Source organism: Undibacterium cyanobacteriorum (assembly GCF_031326225.1).
Taxonomy (GTDB): domain Bacteria; phylum Pseudomonadota; class Gammaproteobacteria; order Burkholderiales; family Burkholderiaceae_D; genus Undibacterium; species Undibacterium cyanobacteriorum.
On sequence record NZ_CP133720.1, the window covers coordinates 12277 to 32468 of the forward strand.

General features: G+C 48.4%; 14 protein-coding genes. 10 read left to right on the forward strand and 4 right to left on the reverse strand.

Going from position 1 to position 20192, the window contains the following annotated elements:
• Window positions 1-291 precede the first annotated feature (291 nt).
• The gene (locus RF679_RS00065; RefSeq protein WP_309482181.1) at window positions 292-1827 is read right to left on the reverse strand and encodes a YifB family Mg chelatase-like AAA ATPase; all 1536 of its coding nucleotides are present in this window, start codon (window positions 1825-1827) and stop codon (window positions 292-294) included.
• Entirely contained in the window at window positions 1827-2072 is a 246-nt protein-coding gene (locus RF679_RS00070) for an accessory factor UbiK family protein (protein WP_309482182.1), read from the reverse strand. The genes RF679_RS00065 and RF679_RS00070 overlap by 1 nt, the downstream gene beginning before the upstream one ends.
• Before the next feature lie 382 nt (window positions 2073-2454).
• Here RF679_RS00070 and RF679_RS00075 point away from each other — a divergent pair, with 382 nt between their 5' ends.
• The 3 genes from RF679_RS00075 to RF679_RS00085 are packed head-to-tail and all read left to right on the forward strand — an operon-like array spanning window position 2455 to window position 5178.
• A complete protein-coding gene (locus tag RF679_RS00075) occupies window positions 2455-3216 on the forward strand; it encodes a TorF family putative porin (protein WP_309482183.1) in 762 nt (253 codons plus the stop codon).
• Window positions 3217-3241: 25 nt separating this feature from the next.
• A complete protein-coding gene (locus RF679_RS00080) occupies window positions 3242-3580 on the forward strand; it encodes a P-II family nitrogen regulator (RefSeq protein WP_309482184.1) in 339 nt (112 codons plus the stop codon).
• Window positions 3581-3603: 23 nt separating this feature from the next.
• Entirely contained in the window at window positions 3604-5178 is a 1575-nt protein-coding gene (locus tag RF679_RS00085) for an ammonium transporter (RefSeq protein WP_373921715.1), read from the forward strand.
• 112 nt (window positions 5179-5290) lie between these two features.
• Here RF679_RS00085 and RF679_RS00090 read toward each other — a convergent pair whose 3' ends face one another.
• On the reverse strand, window positions 5291-8179 hold the full coding sequence (locus tag RF679_RS00090) for an ATP-binding protein (RefSeq protein ID WP_309482185.1): 2889 nt from the start codon (window positions 8177-8179) through the stop codon (window positions 5291-5293).
• A gap of 217 nt (window positions 8180-8396) precedes the next feature.
• Here RF679_RS00090 and RF679_RS00095 point away from each other — a divergent pair, with 217 nt between their 5' ends.
• From RF679_RS00095 to RF679_RS00125, 7 genes are all read left to right on the forward strand, one after another.
• Window positions 8397-9854, forward strand: a complete 1458-nt coding sequence (locus RF679_RS00095) for a DNA-3-methyladenine glycosylase 2 family protein (protein ID WP_309482186.1) — start codon at window positions 8397-8399, stop codon at window positions 9852-9854.
• A gap of 42 nt (window positions 9855-9896) precedes the next feature.
• The gene (locus tag RF679_RS00100; RefSeq protein WP_309482187.1) at window positions 9897-10391 is read left to right on the forward strand and encodes a methylated-DNA--[protein]-cysteine S-methyltransferase; all 495 of its coding nucleotides are present in this window, start codon (window positions 9897-9899) and stop codon (window positions 10389-10391) included.
• A 230-nt stretch (window positions 10392-10621) separates the two neighbouring features.
• On the forward strand, window positions 10622-11182 hold the full coding sequence (locus RF679_RS00105) for a phasin family protein (RefSeq protein WP_309482188.1): 561 nt from the start codon (window positions 10622-10624) through the stop codon (window positions 11180-11182).
• Window positions 11183-11402: 220 nt separating this feature from the next.
• Window positions 11403-12578, forward strand: coding sequence for an acetyl-CoA C-acetyltransferase (locus tag RF679_RS00110; RefSeq protein ID WP_309482189.1), 1176 nt, complete (start codon window positions 11403-11405; stop codon window positions 12576-12578).
• Window positions 12579-12889: 311 nt separating this feature from the next.
• Complete coding sequence (locus RF679_RS00115) at window positions 12890-14065, forward strand: response regulator (RefSeq protein ID WP_309482190.1); 1176 nt, start codon at window positions 12890-12892, stop codon at window positions 14063-14065.
• Window positions 14062-14724, forward strand: coding sequence for a histidine phosphatase family protein (locus tag RF679_RS00120; RefSeq protein WP_309482191.1), 663 nt, complete (start codon window positions 14062-14064; stop codon window positions 14722-14724). The genes RF679_RS00115 and RF679_RS00120 overlap by 4 nt, the downstream gene beginning before the upstream one ends.
• A gap of 19 nt (window positions 14725-14743) precedes the next feature.
• Window positions 14744-18310, forward strand: coding sequence for a PAS domain-containing hybrid sensor histidine kinase/response regulator (locus tag RF679_RS00125; protein WP_309482192.1), 3567 nt, complete (start codon window positions 14744-14746; stop codon window positions 18308-18310).
• A 218-nt stretch (window positions 18311-18528) separates the two neighbouring features.
• On the opposite strand, the gene RF679_RS00130 is transcribed toward RF679_RS00125, so the two are convergent.
• Window positions 18529-20001 (reverse strand): M4 family metallopeptidase, encoded by a 1473-nt coding sequence (locus tag RF679_RS00130; protein WP_309482193.1) that lies wholly within the window; start codon window positions 19999-20001, stop codon window positions 18529-18531.
• Between the last annotated feature and the right edge of the window lie 191 nt (window positions 20002-20192).

The window sequence follows — 20192 nt, forward strand, 5'->3', positions numbered from 1 at the left end:
CAATTCCTCAAGTGGCGAATTTGGTAGTGAAGCGCGCTATTCGTTTCCGGATAACGTCAGTGAATTACTTTTGAAAATGAGACACGCTTTGTTGGAACACAAAGTTCTTGCTATTGTAGGGCTGAGAGCAAATTGATTTTGTCAAATATCGTGACGACGATAGTCCTTAAGTGACAGCGAATATCGAATCGGATACTTTTCAAGTGCATTTGAAGTCGCCCCAATTTTCTTACTGCTAAGTAACAGTGTAAGGCAATGCCATAAAAAATGTGAAAATCTTATTGCTGCAGATTAATGTTCTTTGAGGGCTCGTCGATACTGTATCGCTTCTGCCACATGTTGTTGTTTTATGACCGCATGGTTTGATAAATCAGCAATAGTTCGTGCGAGTTTAAGCACACGATGAAAGGCACGAGCAGACCAGTTGAACTTGCTCATGGCGTTTTGGAGCAGGTCGATAGCAGCTTGCTCCGATTGACAATACTGATCAATTTCATTAGTGGACAGTAGGCTGTTGCTCTTCCCTTGACGCTCGATCTGCCGTTGAAATGCATGTTCCACACGCGCTCGGATCTGGTCGCTGGATTCACCATCGGCAAGCTTTAATAGATCTTCGTGTGGCAGAGCGTTGACCGGAATTTGCATATCAATTCGGTCTAATAATGGCCCAGACAAACGGCCCTGATAGCGGTCGATCGAATCGGGAGTGCACCGACATTTCCCATTAAAATGACCGAAGTAACCACAGGGACAGGGATTCATTGCGGCAATCAATTGAAAGCGTGCCGGAAATTCGGCCTGGCGCGCGGCACGTGAGATGCATATGTGCCCTGATTCGAGGGGTTCGCGTAACACCTCTAAGACTTTGCGGTCGAACTCTGGTAGTTCATCAAGAAATAAAACACCGCGATGGGCCAGCGAGATTTCACCTGGGCGAGGATTGCCGCCACCGCCTACTAGCGCCACGGCCGACGCCGTGTGATGAGGGCTACGAAATGGCCGTTGTTTCCAGCGTTCGATAGAAAAGCCACCTGTGAGTGATTGAACAGCGGCTGACTCCAAACCCTCGACGTCGGTCATACTTGGTAAAATGCTAGGAAACCGTGATGCCAGCATCGATTTGCCCGTCCCTGGTGGCCCTATCATTAAGGCGCTGTGTTGGCCGGCGGCAGCTATTTCAAGGGCTCGTTTGGCCTTCTGTTGCCCTTTCACTTCGTGCAAATCTGGATAGCATGGGAGCCTTCCAACTGCGGCGCTGGCATATGCAACTAAGCTTTGCTCATCGGATCTTGCAGCGAAGTGGGCGCATACCTGCAGCAAACTTTGAGCGGGCAAAATGCGGGCTTGCTTAACCAAAGCAGCTTCTTCGGCGTTGGCAATCGGTAGGATAAAGGCTGCATGGGGAAGACGTGCAGACGGATCAATTTGATGACTTTGCGCAATCGCAAAGGTCATCGCTAAAGCACCGCGAATTGGCCTTAATTCGCCAGAAAGAGATAGCTCGCCAGCGAATTCATAATCGTCAAAAGCATCATTCGGGATTTGACCGGAGGCCGCCAAAATCCCGAGGGCGATGGGCAAATCGAAGCGCCCCGATTCTTTGGGGAGTTCGGCAGGAGCTAGGTTAACCGTGATTCTTTGAGCTGGAAAATCAAAACGAGAATTTTGAATCGCCGCCCGCACACGGTCTTTTGATTCTTTGACTTCGGTCTCGGGAAGACCAACGATGGTGAAAGCAGGAAGCCCATTCGCAAGATGGACTTCGACTGTCACTTGCGGTGCTGACATGCCGCTCAATGCGCGACTTTTAAGCACCGCTAAACTCATTAGGCCTCGTCTCTTAGTTGCGCCTCAAGTGCCGCGACGCGTGCTTCTAAGGCTTCTAATTTGGCGCGTGTTTTGGCTAAGACTTGGGCTTGGATATCAAACTCTTCGCGTGTAACGAGATCAAGTTTTGAAAAACCTTGGGTCATCATGGCTTTGACATTCTTCTCAATATCCTTGGCAGGCGAACTTTCCAATACCTGATGGAGTTTCGCTTGCATATCATTTAGAAAATTATTTGCGTCCATTTTTTGTCTATCCGTTGAAATGCTTGTCATTCTTGCCGTAATAAGTACCGGAATAGTGCAAATTGGCCTGCTCCACGCACCAAATCAGTGCCATTTTGGTGCGATCTCAATAAGCCTACTCTATTTCAATAGCAATTTATTACGCCTTTGAACAAAATTTGGTCTTTTTTTAGAAAACCACTTTTTAATTGAAAAACCTCGTTTTACTAGGTGTGCAGCGCACAAGAACGATACCACTTTTTGGTCGCGGCTGGAATTTCCTCTGCAAAATGAAAAGCTGGCATGAGTCCTGCTAAGACAGCAGTAAGCAACGAAGAAGTACAAAGATTTAAGTATTGTTGAACCAGCATTGATTGACTTTTACATAATTAAGGGAAACGAAATGAAGAAAATTCTACTCTGTGCAGCGGTCGCAAGTACTTTCATGGGAAGTGTTGCTCACGCGGACGACGCCAAACCGGCCGAAGCCCAACCAGAACATGTAGTGAGTTTTAATCTCGGTGCCGTCACCGATTACCGTTACCGCGGAATCTCACAATCTGGTCTGAAGCCTGCCCTACAAGGCGGTGCAGACTACACCAATAACGTGAACGGACTGTATGCCGGCGCATGGTTGTCCACCATTAAATGGACCAAAGACGCAGGTGGTGGTGGTAGCGTCGAAGTGGATCTCTACGCGGGTAAGCGTGGTGAGATCGCTAGTGGCATTACTTATGACGTCGGCGTTTTGTCCTACGTCTATCCTTCCAATGATTTGGGCAAGGTAAAGGGTTTTGTTGATGCCAACACCACTGAGCTTTACGGACAGTTGAGTAATGGCCCTGTGTATATCAAATACTCGCACTCATTCACGAACACATTCGCATTTGTTGATAGTAAAGGTAGTGGCTACCTCGACGTTGGCGCGAATCTGGAAATGTCCGATGGCTATACCTTGAACTTACACGCAGGTCGTCAGACTTTGAAGAACAACAGTGCCTATGCGTACAACGATTGGAAAATCGGCGTGACCAAAGAACTTGGTGGCGTGAATTTCTCTTTGTCAGTGATCGGCACCAATGCGGACGACAAATTGTATGTCACGCCATCTGCCAAGTTCACCGGCAAAACGAGCCTTCAATTGTTGGCTGTGAAGACTTTCTAATCTGCGCAAATCGATTGAGAACATCATGAAATTAATTACTGCAATTATCAAACCATTCAAGCTTGACGAAGTCCGTGAAGCGCTCTCTGAAATCGGTGTGCAAGGGATTACTGTCACCGAAGTGAAAGGTTTCGGACGTCAAAAAGGTCACACCGAGTTATACCGTGGTGCGGAGTACGTGGTCGACTTTTTACCGAAAACCAAAATTGAAGCGGCGGTCGAAGACAGTATCGTTGAACGTGCTATTGAAGCGATCGAGACTTCGGCACGCACCGGCAAAATTGGTGACGGCAAAATCTTCGTGTACTCCTTAGACCAGGTCATCCGGATTCGTACTGGTGAAACAGGTAACGAAGCCTTATAAGAATGAGATAGAGAGAGATCATAATGAAAAGCTTTTTGAAATCATTCGCGGCGATCGCCCTGACTCTGTGTATGAGTCAAGTCCATCTCGCTAACGCCGAAGAAGCGAGTGCTTCAGCGGCAGCCGCTAGCGCATCGGCCAGTGTGGCAGTAACACCAGCTTCTGCGCCAGCAGTCGCACCAAGCGCTGCAGCCTCGGTTGCCTCAGTAGCTTCAGCACCAGTGGTCGAAGCTGCGGCTTCTGCACCCGCTGAGGCAGCGCCAGCACCAGTTCCAAATAAAGCCGATACAGCGTGGATGATGGTTGCCACCTTGTTAGTGATCATGATGGCGATTCCAGGCTTAGCATTGTTCTACGGCGGCTTGGTTCGTTCGAAGAATATGCTGTCGATCTTGTTGCAAGTCTTCATGATCTTCGCGGTGATCATCGTGTTGTGGTGTATCTATGGTTACTCCCTCGCCTTTACCGAAGGTAGCGCTTTCATCGGTAAATTCGACCGAGTGATGTTGGCTGGTATCTTTGATCCCACAAAAGCGACTTTCACTGCAGCAGCGACTTTCAGTAAAGGCGTGGTGATTCCAGAGTTCATATACGCGGCCTTCCAAGCGACCTTTGCAGCCATCACTTGCGGTTTGATCATCGGTGCTTTTGCTGAGCGTGCTAAGTTCAAAGCAGTATTGCTGTTCGTCGTCTTGTGGTTCACTTTCAGCTATTTGCCAATCGCTCACATGGTATGGTTCTGGACCGGCCCTGATGCGATTAAAGATGCCGCAACTTTGGCAACCGAAACAGCGAAAGCTGGTTATATTTTCCAAATGGGTGCACTCGATTTTGCTGGTGGTACGGTGGTACATATCAACGCTGCGGTGGCTGGTTTGGTCGGTGCCTTTATGATTGGCAAACGCGTTGGTTATGGCCGCGAAGCGATGGCGCCACACTCTTTAACAATGACCATGATTGGTGCGTCTCTGTTGTGGGTGGGTTGGTTCGGTTTCAACGCAGGTTCTGCGTACGAAGCGAATGACACAGCAGCTTTGGCCTTCATCAACACTTTGTTAGCGACCGCTGCAGCGACCGTATCTTGGGTCTTTGGCGAGTGGTTCACAAAGGGCAAGCCTTCAATGTTGGGTGGTGCTTCCGGTGCGGTAGCGGGTCTGGTGGCGATTACACCAGCATGCGGTTTCGTCGGGCCATCCGGTGCATTGGTGATCGGTCTGTTGGCGGGTGTAGTCTGCCTGTGGGGTGTCAACGGTTTGAAACGCTTGCTTGGCGCAGATGACTCTCTCGACGTCTTCGGCGTGCACGGTGTTGGCGGCATCATGGGCGCATTACTGACAGGCGTGTTCGCATCTCCATCATTGGGCGGCGTCGGTATTTTCGATTACGTGACGAATAAGTTGTCTGCTGATCCTTATTCAATCGTTGCACAAGTAACGACGCAGGCGAAAGCAGTCGGTATTACGATTATCTGGTCAGCGGTGGTTTCTATCATCGCTTACAAATTGGTGGATATCGTGATCGGCTTGCGTGTTCCAGAAGATGAAGAACGTGAAGGCTTGGATATCACTAGCCATGGTGAGTCCGCATATCACTCTTAATTTCGAGTAAATGCAAAGGGACGTATTCGAAAAAACATTACGTCCAAAACGGTTTCTTGGTGGGATTTACGCCTCTCAGATGTTTTTGGGAGGCGTTTTTTTTTGCTATTTTTTAGGCGGGATGGGTCGGTAAGACAAGCGTGATACGGGTACCTTGGCCGACTTCGCTTTCGACCTCAATCGTGCCAGCCAATAAGTCGTTGACGATATTGTGCACAATATTCATGCCGAGGCCACTGCCACCTTGCCCTAATTTTGTAGTAAAGAACGGATCGAAAATTCGTCGCAGATACTCAGGTTTAATACCTTGTCCGTTATCGCTAAATTGAATGCGAATGTAGTCCGCATTGATTTGCTCTGCCTTGAGTTTCATCATCCCTCCTTCAATATCCTCAAAGCCGTGAATGAGGGCATTATTGATAAAGTTGGTAATGACTTGTCCATAAGGGCCAGGGTAACTATCAATCATGATCTCATCGGGAATATCGATTTCCAGAGTGTGACCTTGTTTGTTAATTCGTCCCTGCATGGTTCGAATAATTTCTTGGCTGGTTTTCTGTAGATTAAATTCGCGCCGCTGTTGACTGGTTTGGTCAACTGACACTTGTTTAAAGCTACTGACTAATTCACTCGCTGTAAGCAAGTTCCTCGTCAACATATCATTCGCTTCGCTGAGAGCAGTGGTGAAATGGTTGAGGCCGGAGCGTTTAAGTGTTCCTTCTTCGAGTTGGATTAAGAAGCGATTGGTTTGCTCCTTTAATGCGGTCGAAGTCAGCAGGCAATTGCCGAGCGGTGTGTTGATTTCATGCGCGATACCTGCCACCAAAGCACCGAGTGCAGCCAATTTTTCCTTTGACATCAGAAGTTGTTGCGCCGATGAGAGTTGCTGGTAGGTGTCCGCGTTATCGAAGGCGACCGCGGTGTAAGCAGCAAGCGTCGTCAGCATATCGACGTGCATACGTTGGAAGGCGTGAACTTGAGAACTCTGCACCGAAATAAGGCCGAGTATGCGCCCCTTGATAATTAACGGTGCATAAATAAATGAAAGCGGTTCGAAGCGAGTATCACCTTCGTAGTAAGCGTCGTTCGAGGTGAGTTTGTCTAAGCCTTCAAAGCCGATGTAGTGAATGTAGTCTTCGCGAATGTCATTAATGTAGATTTCACGTCTATGCTTGATGCACCATACTGAGAGCAAATCCGGATCATGCATATCTCTCGTATAAGGGCGTTGACTTTTTTCTCGTACGATATTGCACGGAAAAGCAATGCTGTCGTGTTCCGGTTTATAGATGCCGATAGAAAAAGCTTCAGCCGGCATTAAACGAATCACATGATGATACAGCGTGGACATGATACTTTCACGGTTCAGCTGAGAAGTAATTTCACGTCCTAATTCACTCAAAATAAAGATGTTGTTATGAGCCGTTCGTAGCAGTTCGGTTTGTTGTTGTAATTCCTTGGTTCGCTCATTTACCCGATTCTCAAGCTTATTTTGCGCTTGTTTGTATTCGTCATGGCTCAGTACTTGTTGAATCAGATTGGCGATGTGACTTCCAAACAAGACATCTTCGCGAGACCAGCTGCGTGCGGCCCCAAAGTTAGCAAAACTAATCAGCCCGATTTGGGTGCCATGCATACGTATCGATACTTCCAAAATAGAAGCGAGATTGCAGCCGAGATAAAGCTGATTCAGTTCTTGCGCAGCAGGATGAAGACGCACATCATGCGCCGCATTTGGTGTTTGCAATGCTTGAATAACTTGGAAATACTTTAGGTAATCGGTTTGTTGTAGGTATTGTCCGGCTTCAATCGGCAAAGCAATCGAAGCCTGGGCGACAGTACAACGAAGTCGGTTGACGTCTTCATCGCGTAGCCAAACCACGACACAATCAACCTGGAGAATCGCCTGTGCTTCATGGGCGATTCTTTGCAAGGCTTCGACCACGCTTTTCTCCTCCAGTTGACTGTCCGAGGACAAGTCCAAGAGAAGTTCAACTGGGGGTTTACGTGAGAGATCGTATTCACGTAGTTCACGGAATTTATCAACGACCGTTAACTCGGCGATCTCGTGATTGATTTGATGATATCGACGAGCATATTCAAGAGCTTTGAGAGGTTGCTGTTGTGCTTCATACAGGTGCGATAAAGCATTGCAACAGTGTGCGCATTGATGGCGCGAACCAATTTGTTCCGCGTGTTGAAGAGCTTCAAGGAAGACCTCGATGGCGGCCTCCTGATTGCCTTGCGCAGTGTGAATGGCGCCAAGTGAATTGGCCGCCATGCCGAGCAACCATTCGTAACCACAAGACTTGGCTAAACCGATCGCGGTGTTAATTTCTTCGGCTGCTTTCGTGAGTTTGCCGAGCCGTTGCGCCACCGTTCCGAGATGCCAATGAGCTTCGGCGATATACTCTTTGATACGACCACGCTCTGCTTGCTGTTTGGCTTGAGTGAATAGCTCGAATGCTTGTTCAACTTTGCCAATATTGAGGCAATTCACCCCCAGATTAATGGCCTGCTTACTTTTCAGATAAGGACGATCAAATTTCTCTAAGAGTTTGCCAGCATCAGCATGAAAACGCGCCCCCGTCTCCCAATCACCGAGGGCGTCATAAATTTGTCCGAGACCAATACGTGCCTCAATTTGGACTTCGGTATCGTGGGTGATTTTGCATAAATCAATGCAACGCGTCCAAAAACGGATCGACTCTTTATAGATTCCTTGGGTGTAGTGGACTCGACCAAGGCAAAGCATGAGCTTGCCGGCCTGATATGGGAGATTATGAACTTCGGCTTGTTGCAGACCTGCGATGAGGTCCTCGCTGAGTTTGATGGCATGTCCGAGACGCTCTTCAATAAAGAAACGTCGGATCAGAGCATTGAGTGCATTTTTGGTATCGTTTGATGCCTTCGCCTCTTGCTCCGCACGTTCGAACAAACGTTTAGCCAGATGTGGATGGCGTCGCGCACAGTGTTCGATCCGTTGCAAAGCTTCATTCATAAATGGCTGAATTATTCCTAGTTTTGTCGAGTGACGCGATTGGTTTTTGCGACCCCTCGATTGTTGGACCAAATTTCACGTCCGAAAACGGCTAGAGCTTTCCGTTGCTGTCACGTATAACGTCAATATATTACTCTGGAGCTAGTACAAACGAATACCATTTCGCTTGGAAACCGTGTAAAAGCCTAGAAAATCACAAAATTTAACGAGTAAGTGTATGCAACAGCACACGGAATATTATCGCGCCATGGTGGCAAAAGATCCGCGTTTCGACGGGGTCTTCTTCGCCGGCATAAAAACGACGGGTATCTACTGTCGTCCTATTTGCCGCGTCAAAACTCCGCGCGAATCGTCGTGCCTGTTTTTTTCCTCACAAGCGGCGGCCGAGGCGGCGGGTTTTCGTCCATGCCTCCGTTGCCGCCCTGAGTTGGCACCGTATGCAATACAGCAGAATTTGGCGCATGCCATTTGGCGCAAAATTGCGAGTGGTGCTTTGAACGAACTGAGTGTTGAGGAGTTTGCAGAGCAGATCGGTTTGTCTTCACGTCAATTACGGCGTGTGATGCTACAGGAGTTCGGTGTCAGTCCGATTGAGCTGGCACAAACCCAGCGTTTGCTGTTCGCCAAGAAGCTATTGCAGGAAACGAATATGCCGATGATCGATGTTGCCTTTGCCGCGGGTTTTGGCAGCTTACGGCGCTTTAATGCTTTATTTGAGGAACGCTATCACATGACGCCTGCTTCGATCCGGCGCCAGTCGGAGCGCGTCGATGATCTCCTTTTCTTGCGTTTGGCATATCGCCCGCCCTTGGCCTGGAGGGAACTCTTGGTGTACTTGCAAGGCCGTGCCATGAACGGTATCGAGAGTATTGATTTGCAGGCGGAGAGTTACGCCCGCACCGTGCAAATAGGCAAACACCAAGGTTGGATACGTGTGCAACATTTGCCAGATAGTCAGCAACTAGGGTTAACGGTGTCGCATGGATTACAGCCGGTTCTGATGCCATTGATTGAACGAGTGCGGAATCAGTTCGATCTCGAAGCCAATCCGACCATGGTAGCGAATCATTTACAACAAGAACCCATTTTGGCAGCGCAAATCGCACGAACACCAGGCTTGAGGGTACCGGGGACATTTGATGTATTTGAGCTAGCGATTCGCGCGATCTTAGGACAGCAAGTAAGTGTAGCCGGAGCGACCACGGTGGCGTCGCGTCTAGTGGCGCAATTCGGTCAGCCTGTGGTTTGCGATACGCTTTTGCCGGTTGGCTTGAGTGCGCATTTCCCAAGTCCAGCGGTCTTGGCGGAAGCGACGGTTGATCAAATTGCCGTGCTTGGTATGCCAGGCAAACGCGCCGCAACGATCATCGCCTTCGCACAGTTTGCGGCGCGCGGCGGTTTAGAGTTTGATCCACACTGCACTTTGGAAGACGTGGTCGCCGAGCTTAAAACTTTGCCGGGTATTGGTGAGTGGACGGCGCAGTATGTGGCGATGCGCGGTCTGCGTTTTCCAAACGCCTTCCCAGCTGGCGATCTCGGTTTGCAAAAGGCAATGGTCCCGGGCGCTGAGCAGCGCTGCACGGAAAAAGAACTATGGCAACGATCGCAGGCGTGGTCGCCTTGGCGTTCTTATGCGGCCCTGCTGTTATGGCAATCCTTGAGTCATCACGCGTAACTCGCTTGGACTCAAACTTTTTGAAGAAATGCGGAAGACGATATGACACGGTATTACAGCATGATGGAAAGCCCTGTAGGCCCACTTTGCTTGGTGGCGGATGCGCAGGGTCTATGCGGGGTGTTTTTTGAAGATCATCGACATCAGGTTTTTGATCCAGAGTGGGTACAAGATGATGCTTTGAAGATTTTTCAAAAAACGCGACCCCAGCTTCAAGAATACTTTGCCGGACAGCGGCAGCAGTTTGACCTGCCCATCGGGAAGGTCTCCGGTACGCCCTTTCAACAAGAGGTGTGGCAGGCGCTGCGTAGCATTCCCTATGGTGAAACGCGTAGTTATGGTGCGCTCGCACAAAGCATCGGTCGTCCCAAAGCGGTGCGAGCGCTTGGTGCGGCTAATGGCCGCAATCCACTCTCGATCATCGTTCCCTGTCATCGCGTGATTGCGGGGAATGGTGATTTGCAAGGTTATGCCGGTGGTTTGGAGCGCAAACGACGGCTTTTGGAGTGGGAAAGCCAATGGTTGGCAAAATCATAAAAAATGATCTAAAAGGCCATGAATTCCGGTGAAAAGTTAATTGAAAGAACACACAAATGCTGACGCTTACAAGTTTTTTGATGCAATGCACAAAAAAAGCTTGACGCCTAAAAAATAGTCAGTAGAATAGATTTTGTTGCGGTGCACCAAAGGTATTTTCGGGAACCACTGCCAAATTGAAATTTTTGTGATTTCTCTTTTTTTGAACAAGTTATTTACCGGAGCATTCCATGTACACAACACCAGAACAATTCCTCGCTGCTTCCAAAAACGGTTTTGAAGCGCAATTCGCTGCTTTGACAGCATTGAACAAAAAAGCATTCGAAGGTTTCGAACAATTCGTATCTTTGAACGTGAACGCAGCTAAAGCGACTTTCGAAGAAGGTACAGCAGCAGCACAACAATTGGTTAACGCGAAAGACGCACAAGAATTCTTCAACTTGACAGCAGCTCAAGCGAAACCAAACGCAGAAAAAGCATTGGCATACGGCCGTCACTTGGCAACAATCACTTCTGCAACACAGCAAGAATTCACTAAAGCAGTTGAAGCACACATCGCTGAAACAAATGCGAAAGTTATCGCTTTGATCGACGAAGTTACTAAGAATGCACCAGCGGGTTCCGAACAAGCTGTCGCAGCTTTGAAAACAGTGGTTGGTAACGTTAATGCAGGTTACGAACAATTGTCCAAAGCAACAAAACAAGCTGTTGCAACATTGGAAGACAACCTCGCGAACGCAACTAAGCAATTCACACAAGCAGCAGAAAAAACAACTGCAAAGAAAAAATAATTTGGACTTCGTTCAAATGACTTTGTTCTAAAGCAGAAGAAAAGCTCTCCCTCCCCCGGAGAGCTTTTTTTTCGCCCACATTTTTGCAATACAATAAATTAGCCTGAACTTTTGTTCTTGCAACCCGAATTGAATTTGGTTTTGCAGCGCACAAGCGCAGACTGGTGTAATCTACTGTCTCTGTTTCAAATCCACACTTCACACTTAAGAGGAGTTTCACATGCAAGACGTCGTTATCGTGGCCGCTGGACGTACCGCGGTGGGTAAATTTGGTGGTTCCTTAGCCAAGGTTCCAGCTGCTGAATTAGGCGCGCATGTGATTAGGGGCTTGCTGGCGAAAACAGGCTTGAGTGGCGCAGCCGTCAGCGAAGTGATTTTGGGTCAGGTGTTGACAGCGGGTGCGGGTCAAAACCCGGCCCGTCAAGCCGTAATACGTTCGGGTTTGCCAGACATGGTGCCTGCGATGACCATCAACAAAGTATGTGGTAGTGGCTTGAAAGCGACGCACCTTGCAGCGCAAGCCATTATGGCTGGTGATGCGGAGATTGTGATCGCTGGTGGTCAAGAGAATATGAGCGCCTCCCCCCATGTTTTGAATGGCTCACGCGATGGTTTCCGTATGGGGGACGCAAAACTGGTTGATACCATGATCGTGGATGGTTTGTGGGACGCCTATAACAACTATCATATGGGCATCACTGCAGAAAACGTCGCCAAGAAACACGGCATTACACGTGAAGAGCAAGACTTATTCGCGGTTGCTTCTCAGAACAAGGCTGAAGCTGCACAAAAAGCGGGAAAGTTCGTCGATGAAATTATCCCGTACGAAATCGTCACTAAGAAAGGCACAACTGTCTTTGATACTGACGAATTCATCAAACATGGTACAACTTTAGAATCACTCGCTGGATTGCGTCCTGCCTTCGATAAGGCAGGTACTGTCACCGCCGGCAATGCCTCTGGTTTGAATGATGGCGCAGCCGCAGTGATCATGATGTCAGCGAAAAAAGCGGCTGAATTGGGATTGCCGGTCTTGGCTCGCATCAAGGCCTATGCATCGGCAGGCTTAGATCCAACGATCATGGGCTTGGGTCCAGTTCCAGCATCACAACTGTGCTTGAAAAAAGCTGGTTGGACACATGAAGAAGTCGATCTCATGGAAATCAACGAAGCGTTCGCGGCACAAGCGATTGGCGTCAACAAAGAGATGGGCTGGGATACGAGCAAGATTAACGTCAACGGCGGTGCGATTGCAATTGGCCACCCTATCGGTGCATCTGGTTGCCGTATTTTGGTGAGCTTGATTCACGAGATGATTCGTCGCGATGCGAAGAAAGGTCTCGCCAGTTTGTGTATCGGCGGTGGTATGGGGGTGGCATTGGCGATAGAGCGTTAAGTCGCAACTCGCAACTCAAATGAGGTGTCTCTTGATGTTTTGGGAGCTCCCCGCTTGACTAAAAAACCCATCCTTTGCGATGGGTTTTTTGTTTTTTGTTGTAGGCGCCCATCGTTAAATGACAAAACATCTTTTTATGTATTTACTGAATTGAATTTACCTCTTAATCAAGGTATAACTTGATCGGATACAAGACATTCGAGAGCTTTAGCGAAGTAAAGATTAAAGCCTCTTAATTATAAAAATACACCTTAGAGCTGTCTGTATGTACAAAAATAGTGACGCTGGCGCAGTTGATAAGGCGAATTTTTATGGGATTGGTACAGCAAGCGCAAGAAGCAAAAGACATTAGCATTTTGGTGGTGGATGACACCAAAGAAAACCTCACAGTCATAGGGCATCTTCTACGCCCTCTTTATCATGTGCGCGTCGCCAACTCTGGTGCACGAGCACTCGAGATCGCCTTCGCACAACCCCAACCTGACTTGATCCTACTCGACGTCATGATGCCTGAAATCGATGGCTATGAAGTATTACGTCGGCTCAGAGCAGATCCTTCAACGCATGATATTCCGGTGATCTTTGTCACCGCCATGGATGCAGACGAGGATGAGGAGCATGGTCTACTCTTGGGGGCCGTCGATTATCTCACCAAGCCAGTGAAACCCGCTTTGCTGCTGGCACGCGTAAAGACCCAGCTGGAATTGAAAGCAGCTCGTGATTTCCTCGCCAATCAAAACGCTTACCTTGATGCGGAGGTGCATAGGCGCATGGCGGAAAATGATCTCATCAAAGATTTTGCCCTGCATGCGATGGCAACCCTCGCCGAAAAGCGCGATAACGAAACTGGTAATCACCTGCATAGAACCAAAGCTTACGTCGAAGCTCTGATGGAAGTTTTGAAAGAGCATCCACGTTTTGAGCAAGAATTGAGAGATCCCGAAACGCGACGCCGAATCGGCAAAGCGGCACCCTTGCACGACATTGGTAAAGTTGGCATTCCCGATGCGATTCTTTTGAAGCCCGGGAAATTGACTCCCGATGAGTTTGAAATTATGAAGACGCACGCGGCGATTGGCGCGCAAACAATTCAAGAAGCGATCATGAGCGTGCAACGCGCTCAAGCCGAACTAGGTGAGACCGAGCCAGCTACCTTGCGTGCTCTCGACTTTTTAGAGATTAGCAAACAGATCGCCGGTGGTCATCATGAAAAATGGAATGGCTGTGGTTATCCTTTGGGTTTGGTTGGCGACGCCATTCCTCTCCCTGCTCGTCTCATGGCAATCGCCGATGTGTTTGATGCGCTGATGTCGAAACGACACTATAAGCGCGCTTTCAGCTTCGAGGACACCGTGAATTTGATCAGAGAGGGGCGCGGCGAGCACTTTGACCCAGACATCCTTGATGCATTTGTTCTGATTAAGGACAAGTTCCTTGAGATCGCGATGCGCTATGCTGATTTACCGAACATTGGAGATCAGCCATGATATCGATGCCATCCGCCCATAAATCTCTTGTCTTATTCTGCCTGACTATATTTTTCTCGACCCTTTCAAACTCTAGCCTGGCGCAAGATGTTAAGTCAGAATTCGTCGAACGTTTTGCAGACGCAAACCTATTTAATGAGATAAAAAAAGGTGGTTATGTTCTCTATATGCGTCATGGCACCACCGATAACAGTCGTGCTGATCAAGTACATATCGAAAACTTCAATGATTGCGATTCACAGCGTATTTTGAATGATGAGGGACGCAAGCTTGCGTCCCGTATTGGCCAACTTTTGCGTAAGGCTGAGATCCCCATTGCTGAAGTATTTTTTGGACCGATGTGTCGAACTCGCGAAACCGCTGAGCTAGCATTTCAAGGCACACAAATTCACCTTCGATCTCATCGTGCACTTGCTTCGTCCGCCAATCTTACCAGCGCAGAAAAAGTACAGATGCTGCGAGAGATGAAGCAACTCATTACCAAGCCTTTAGCAGACAAAACGAACCGCATGTTGATATCGCATGCGCCGAATTTGGCAGATCTAATGAAATACTTCGTGAAGCCAGAGGGCACTATCGTGGTTTTGAAGCCTCAAGGCGAGCAATTTGAGTATGTCGCAAGTATTCCGCCCAAGTTGCTAGAACAATTTGTGAAGTAATCAGGCCAGGGGTCTTCGTATGTCACAAGCTCATCCTGAACCTCATTCTCGTTCCATTCGATTTCTCCTCTATTTTTTTATACCTGTTGCTATTGCTCTGATTGCGGGTGCCGCTTTTGATATTGAGACTCGTCGTCAATTAAGTCAGACCCAACAAGCACTAGCTGAGGACCAAGAGCAGGATTTACAGTCCGCCAAATTAGCCTCGTCGATGGGACGCGACATGACCGAACTGCAAAAAATGGTCACGGAATCTTTGACCCAGGCAGAGATCGGGAAAATTGATGAAGCGGAAGCCTATCGTATCCATACCTTGGTTGTGGATCGTGTCGCTCTGCTAGAAAAACAATTGCTCATGCTTGGTGGCGCGCATGGGAGTGAATTGATTCAGACAAAAATGCCGGCAGCTGGCAAAGCCTTTGTCGGCTTTCGTGAGTTTGTTATTCGAAGCACGGATCTGATTTCGATTGATCCTAAAACAGCTCGAGCACATTTGAGTCGCGCGGCTGAACAATTCGCCGAGCTGAATTTACTGCTGTCGGATATTACGCTCGCATACACCAATCAAGCCCAACAAACCAGTGAAGAGTCGCGCAAGACGCTGGCGAGTTTATCGTTGCAACTCACCATGGTGAGTTGGATAGGCACGCTTTTCATGATCTTATGTTGGCTTGCAATTTCGATGAAGTTAGCGCGTCGAATTGATTTGATTAATCGTGGTTTGCGTCGTTTGACCTTAGGAAATGTGCACGGCCATCAGCAACAGGATGTGTTTCAAGCGATTGAATCGATCGCACGCAAGAAGACTTCAATCGTTGGCGATTTGGCCAATGCTGTTCTCGTGTTTCGACAAACCCAAGAGGAGCGTACTGCAACCCAGCTCGAATTAAAGGAACGTGAAAATCTATATTCCAGCATCGTTGGTCAGGCGCCGATTGGAATAGCGACCTTGGACTTGGATACTCTCCACTTTTCGAGCTTTAATGACGCGATGTTGAAGAGTCTTGGATTTGAAGGCGACGAGTTCAAGCTACTTACTTTGTATGACATTCAGGCGATTTGGAGTCAAGCAGAGGTCAATTCAAAAATTGATGAAATCATCCAGAACGGTGGCGCTGAGTTTGAAAATCAGCATCGCACTAAGCAAGGCGAAGTGCGTGAATTTTGGATCTCGATACGACCATTGCAGCTGCGCTCAGGAACAGTCCTCAGCGGTGTTTGGGTAGACATTACCAAGCGTAAACAGGCAGAGAGAGAGTTAGCACAATATCGCGATGAGCTTGAAGTTTTGGTTGCGCACCGTACGGCGAAACTAGAAGCGACCACTTCGACACTTGAACGACAATCACTTGAACTGTTGCAAACCAATGAAGAACTGAAGCTTGCTAGGGATGCTGCAGAGGAGGCCAACCGCGCTAAGAGCTCGTTCTTGGCGAATATGAGTCATGAAATTCGTACGCCAATGAACGCCATTATTGGGCTGACTCATTTGATTCGTCGAGATGCGCAAAGTGATCAACAGCGCAATCAATTGGATAAAGTCGCGGGTGCGGCGATGCATTTGCTATCGATCATTAACGATATCCTTGATTTCTCAAAAATAGAAGCGGGCAAACTCACGCTTGATCCAACCGATTTCGAATTGGAACGTGTGATTGCTAATGTGTTTGCGCTGACGAGCGAAAAAGCCGAAGCCAAGGGCTTGGAAGTGGTGGCTCGTATTGGTGGATTACCGCCGATGTTACACGGCGACGGAGTACGACTCGGGCAAATTCTTTTGAACTTTGTGGCGAATGCCGTCAAGTTCACTGATAAAGGTAGTGTAGTGGTACATGGACGGGTCGTGTCGCGGCAGGACGATCAGGTAGTTTTACGGTTTGAAGTGCGCGATACGGGAATAGGATTGACGCCAACTCAGCAGGCAAAATTATTCGCAGCCTTCCAACAAGCCGATATCTCTACCACAAGGACGTACGGCGGCACGGGTTTGGGATTGGCGATCTCGAAGCGCTTAGCTGACTTGATGGGCGGCTCGGTCGGTGTTCAAAGTGAGTTTGGCAAAGGCAGTACTTTCTGGGTTGAGCTGCCGATGATCGTGAACGATCATGCAGTACCGGTTCGCACCAATCCATTGCCGCCACGGACCAGAATTCTAGTCATCGATGATATGGAGGAGGCGCGCGCTTTATTGGTCGATATGTTGACCGCCATGGGCGCGCGTGCTGATTCGGTGCCCGATGGTGTGATGGCACTCGATTACGTGGTGAAAGCAGATGCTGACGGCGATCCCTATCAAATGATATTCACCGATTGGCAAATGCCTGGTTTGACTGGTACGCAGACGTGGCAGAGAATTCGCTTGCAAGCACTTAATCTGTTGCCGGTCTGTGTGTTGGTGAGTGGCAGCAGCGGATGCCCGAGTGATGAAGCTTTGCAGGGTGGTTTTGCTGCATTTATCCCGAAACCAGTTATGCCTGCATTGTTGCATGAAGTCATTGAGAAACATTGGGGACAAGCTCAGGTCGTTTCTAACAGCCACTCCAAACATCAACAGCGTCATCGATTTAAGCCCGGTACGCGGATCTTGTTGGTGGAGGATAATGAACTCAATCAAGAAGTCGCCAGCGAATTATTGCGTGATTTACAGTTTGAGGTGGACATTGCTGGCAATGGTGCAATCGCCATTGATAAAGTGCGCGAGACTTCGTATGCGCTGGTCTTGATGGATATTCAAATGCCCGTCATGGATGGCCTAAGCGCCGCTCGCAATATCCGCACCCTACCGCAAGGAAAAGATCTGCCTATCATTGCTATGACCGCTAATGCCTTCGCGGAAGATCGAACGGCAGCGATTGAAGCGGGCATGAATGATCATTTGGCGAAACCAGTGGATCCATTTTTGTTAGCGGGGATTCTGGCAACCTGGTTACCGGATTTGCTCGAAAACGATGAGGGAACAGTGGGAGCGGACGCTCCGTCATTGACGGCCCTTGAGGGTGGCCCATTGAAGCAGAAATTGACATCGATCGTCGGCTTGGATTTGTCGCGTGCGCTTCGCTCTGTCGCAGGGAACTCAAAGCGCTTGTGTCAGTTGTGGCATCGTTTTATTGATGATCATCGCGACGAAGTCAAACAGATTCGTCTTCATTTTGAACAAGCCCAAGTAGCAGACGCGAAACGCCTTGTGCATACGCTGAAAGGTTTGGCTGCCACTTTAGGCTTTAGCTTGGTCGAACGTGAAGCGCAGGAACTCGAGAAAAAAATTGTGCAGGCGGTCAATATGTCGGAGCTGGAACCGAATTTGCAATCCTTGGCTAAGCAACTTGATCATGTGATTAATCAGCTGGTGGCGGTGCTGCCAAATGAGCTGACTCCGGCACTGGTCGATGCTGAAAAATTGCGTGAAGGTCTTGTGCAATTGGAGCAGTTGTTGGCGAGTGACGATCTCGATGCGAGTAGCTTATATGCGGAGTTGCGGGGTGCGATTACTGCATTGGCGCCAGAGCTTGAAAAGCAATTAAACGCTGCAATTGAAAATTTCTCGTTTAAGGATGCTTTAGCGTTGCTCAAACAAATTGAGGTTTGATGTTGTGCGGGTTATAAGGATCACAAATACTAAACTTGTGATAACAGCTTGAAGTCTCGCAATTGAAAAGCGATAACGAAGCGATAACGAGGCGATAAGAAGACAATAAGAAGACAATAAAAAAACAAAAAGGACAATAAAAAAGCGTGTCCCAACAAGTGGGAACACGCTAGAAGGAAAACGTTTACTTGTGCGACGTGTGGCCTACGCCCCTTTGATTAAGGCGCGCAGCTCACACCCACCGCAGCAAACGCTGCAGTCACGTCAGCTTTCACATAGCCACGATTGACAGCGGCTGTCTCAACGCCACAAGCACCTTGGTTGAAAGTGCTGTTGGCAGTCCAGTACAAGCGATTGGCGTCAGCCATGACTTGGAATGCTTTTTGTGTATTCCAACCGGTCTTGGTTGCCAACAAGTAGAAAGCCTTGTTATACACGCCGCTGGAGTAGTGAACGTCCAAAGTGCTGGTGAACTTAGAGGCATTGTCAATTGAACGGCCATCGAGGGGCGGATTGTTCATGTAGCGTAAGGCACCCGATGCTTTGAAGATTTCAGCACCAACTTGGAAGTCGTTGCTGCCCTTCATGAAGAATTCTGCTGCTTCACCAGCCATATCGGAGAAAGCTTCGTTCATGCCACCAGACATACCGGAATAAACCAAGCCGGAGTTCTGTTCTGTGAAGCCGTGGCTGACTTCATGCGATGTCACGTCCAAAGAAACCAATGGATAGAAAGTTGTCGCGCCATCACCGAAATACATTGCTGTACCATCCCAGAATGCATTTTCGTAAGAACGTTTGTAGTGAACCTTCATCAATAATTTTTGACTGATAGGACGTACGCCTAACCATGCTTGGTACATATTGAAGACCACGCCACCAAAATAGTGTGCGTCATTCATTGGCGCATAACCGCCATTAATCGTTTTCACGGTATTGCGTGGGCAAGTGAAGCTATGAGGTGCAGATGGCGTCTTGCTCAGAGAATTCATGTTGTAGGTCGCGACATTGGTGCTGTCGAGCGAGCATGTCGTACCAACTTGTTTGACATCCAAATTACCATATTTCACGCCATACTCGTATTGGCCAGTTTTGGTGTTGCCGCCAGGACCTGTACCGATCGTTGTGCTATGAATACCTTCCCAGCTATCGACCACGACACCAGTATTAGCGTCGAGCATGACGAATGGGCGACGTGGCTCATCCGTTGCAGTCGCAACGAAAGATACAACATACACCAAGTGTGCCTGGCCCTTATCGTTCAGGCGAACATACAAGGTGGCTTGATCGTTTTCCGTGTCGAAAATTTGAGTCTTTGTTTTGGCTTGTAACAATGCATCGGACTTGGAAAAGACCGGAGTCACACTTGCCAGATCACGATCGATATTGCGCAAAACGGCACCAGTCAAATGACTCTTACCGTTTTTTTGTTTATGTTCCACCACTGTTTCATTCCAGACTGGAACGCCTTGATAGAGCTGTTGGTGACGAGTTACTGTCAAACCGTTTGCATAGTTCATGCCGCGTTCTGCGCGCAATTCGTGTTGTGCCAAACCTGCATGAGCATGTGCTGCGCCATTGCCTGGAACGGCTTTCATGACATCGCGGTGTGCTGCTTGCGCACTAAAGGCGGCTGCAATTAAGGATGCCAATAAAAGTGGCTTAGTCAGCAAATTGTGTTTCTGTAACATAGTTTCAAGTCCCCATTCTGTTTGATTTTGGATCCGCTGAAATCTCGGAATCTCATATTTGAAATTCGAATTGATTTTGTTGAATCAATACACATCACTTGTGGTGATGTCTTTTTCTGGCGGTGTTATCACTAGGCCCGTTCTAGCAACAATGACAGGCTTCTTAATTTGTATGAAAAGTGTAATTTAAT

Coding starts and splice junctions, on each gene's coding strand:
- RF679_RS00065 (WP_309482181.1), bottom strand. CDS start 1,827: ATGAGTTTAGCGGTGCTTAAAAGTCGCGCATTGAGCGGCATGTCAGCA.
- RF679_RS00070 (WP_309482182.1), bottom strand. CDS start 2,072: ATGGACGCAAATAATTTTCTAAATGATATGCAAGCGAAACTCCATCAG.
- RF679_RS00075 (WP_309482183.1), top strand. CDS start 2,455: ATGAAGAAAATTCTACTCTGTGCAGCGGTCGCAAGTACTTTCATGGGA.
- RF679_RS00080 (WP_309482184.1), top strand. CDS start 3,242: ATGAAATTAATTACTGCAATTATCAAACCATTCAAGCTTGACGAAGTC.
- RF679_RS00085 (WP_373921715.1), top strand. CDS start 3,604: ATGAAAAGCTTTTTGAAATCATTCGCGGCGATCGCCCTGACTCTGTGT.
- RF679_RS00090 (WP_309482185.1), bottom strand. CDS start 8,179: ATGAATGAAGCTTTGCAACGGATCGAACACTGTGCGCGACGCCATCCA.
- RF679_RS00095 (WP_309482186.1), top strand. CDS start 8,397: ATGCAACAGCACACGGAATATTATCGCGCCATGGTGGCAAAAGATCCG.
- RF679_RS00100 (WP_309482187.1), top strand. CDS start 9,897: ATGACACGGTATTACAGCATGATGGAAAGCCCTGTAGGCCCACTTTGC.
- RF679_RS00105 (WP_309482188.1), top strand. CDS start 10,622: ATGTACACAACACCAGAACAATTCCTCGCTGCTTCCAAAAACGGTTTT.
- RF679_RS00110 (WP_309482189.1), top strand. CDS start 11,403: ATGCAAGACGTCGTTATCGTGGCCGCTGGACGTACCGCGGTGGGTAAA.
- RF679_RS00115 (WP_309482190.1), top strand. CDS start 12,890: ATGGGATTGGTACAGCAAGCGCAAGAAGCAAAAGACATTAGCATTTTG.
- RF679_RS00120 (WP_309482191.1), top strand. CDS start 14,062: ATGATATCGATGCCATCCGCCCATAAATCTCTTGTCTTATTCTGCCTG.
- RF679_RS00125 (WP_309482192.1), top strand. CDS start 14,744: ATGTCACAAGCTCATCCTGAACCTCATTCTCGTTCCATTCGATTTCTC.
- RF679_RS00130 (WP_309482193.1), bottom strand. CDS start 20,001: ATGTTACAGAAACACAATTTGCTGACTAAGCCACTTTTATTGGCATCC.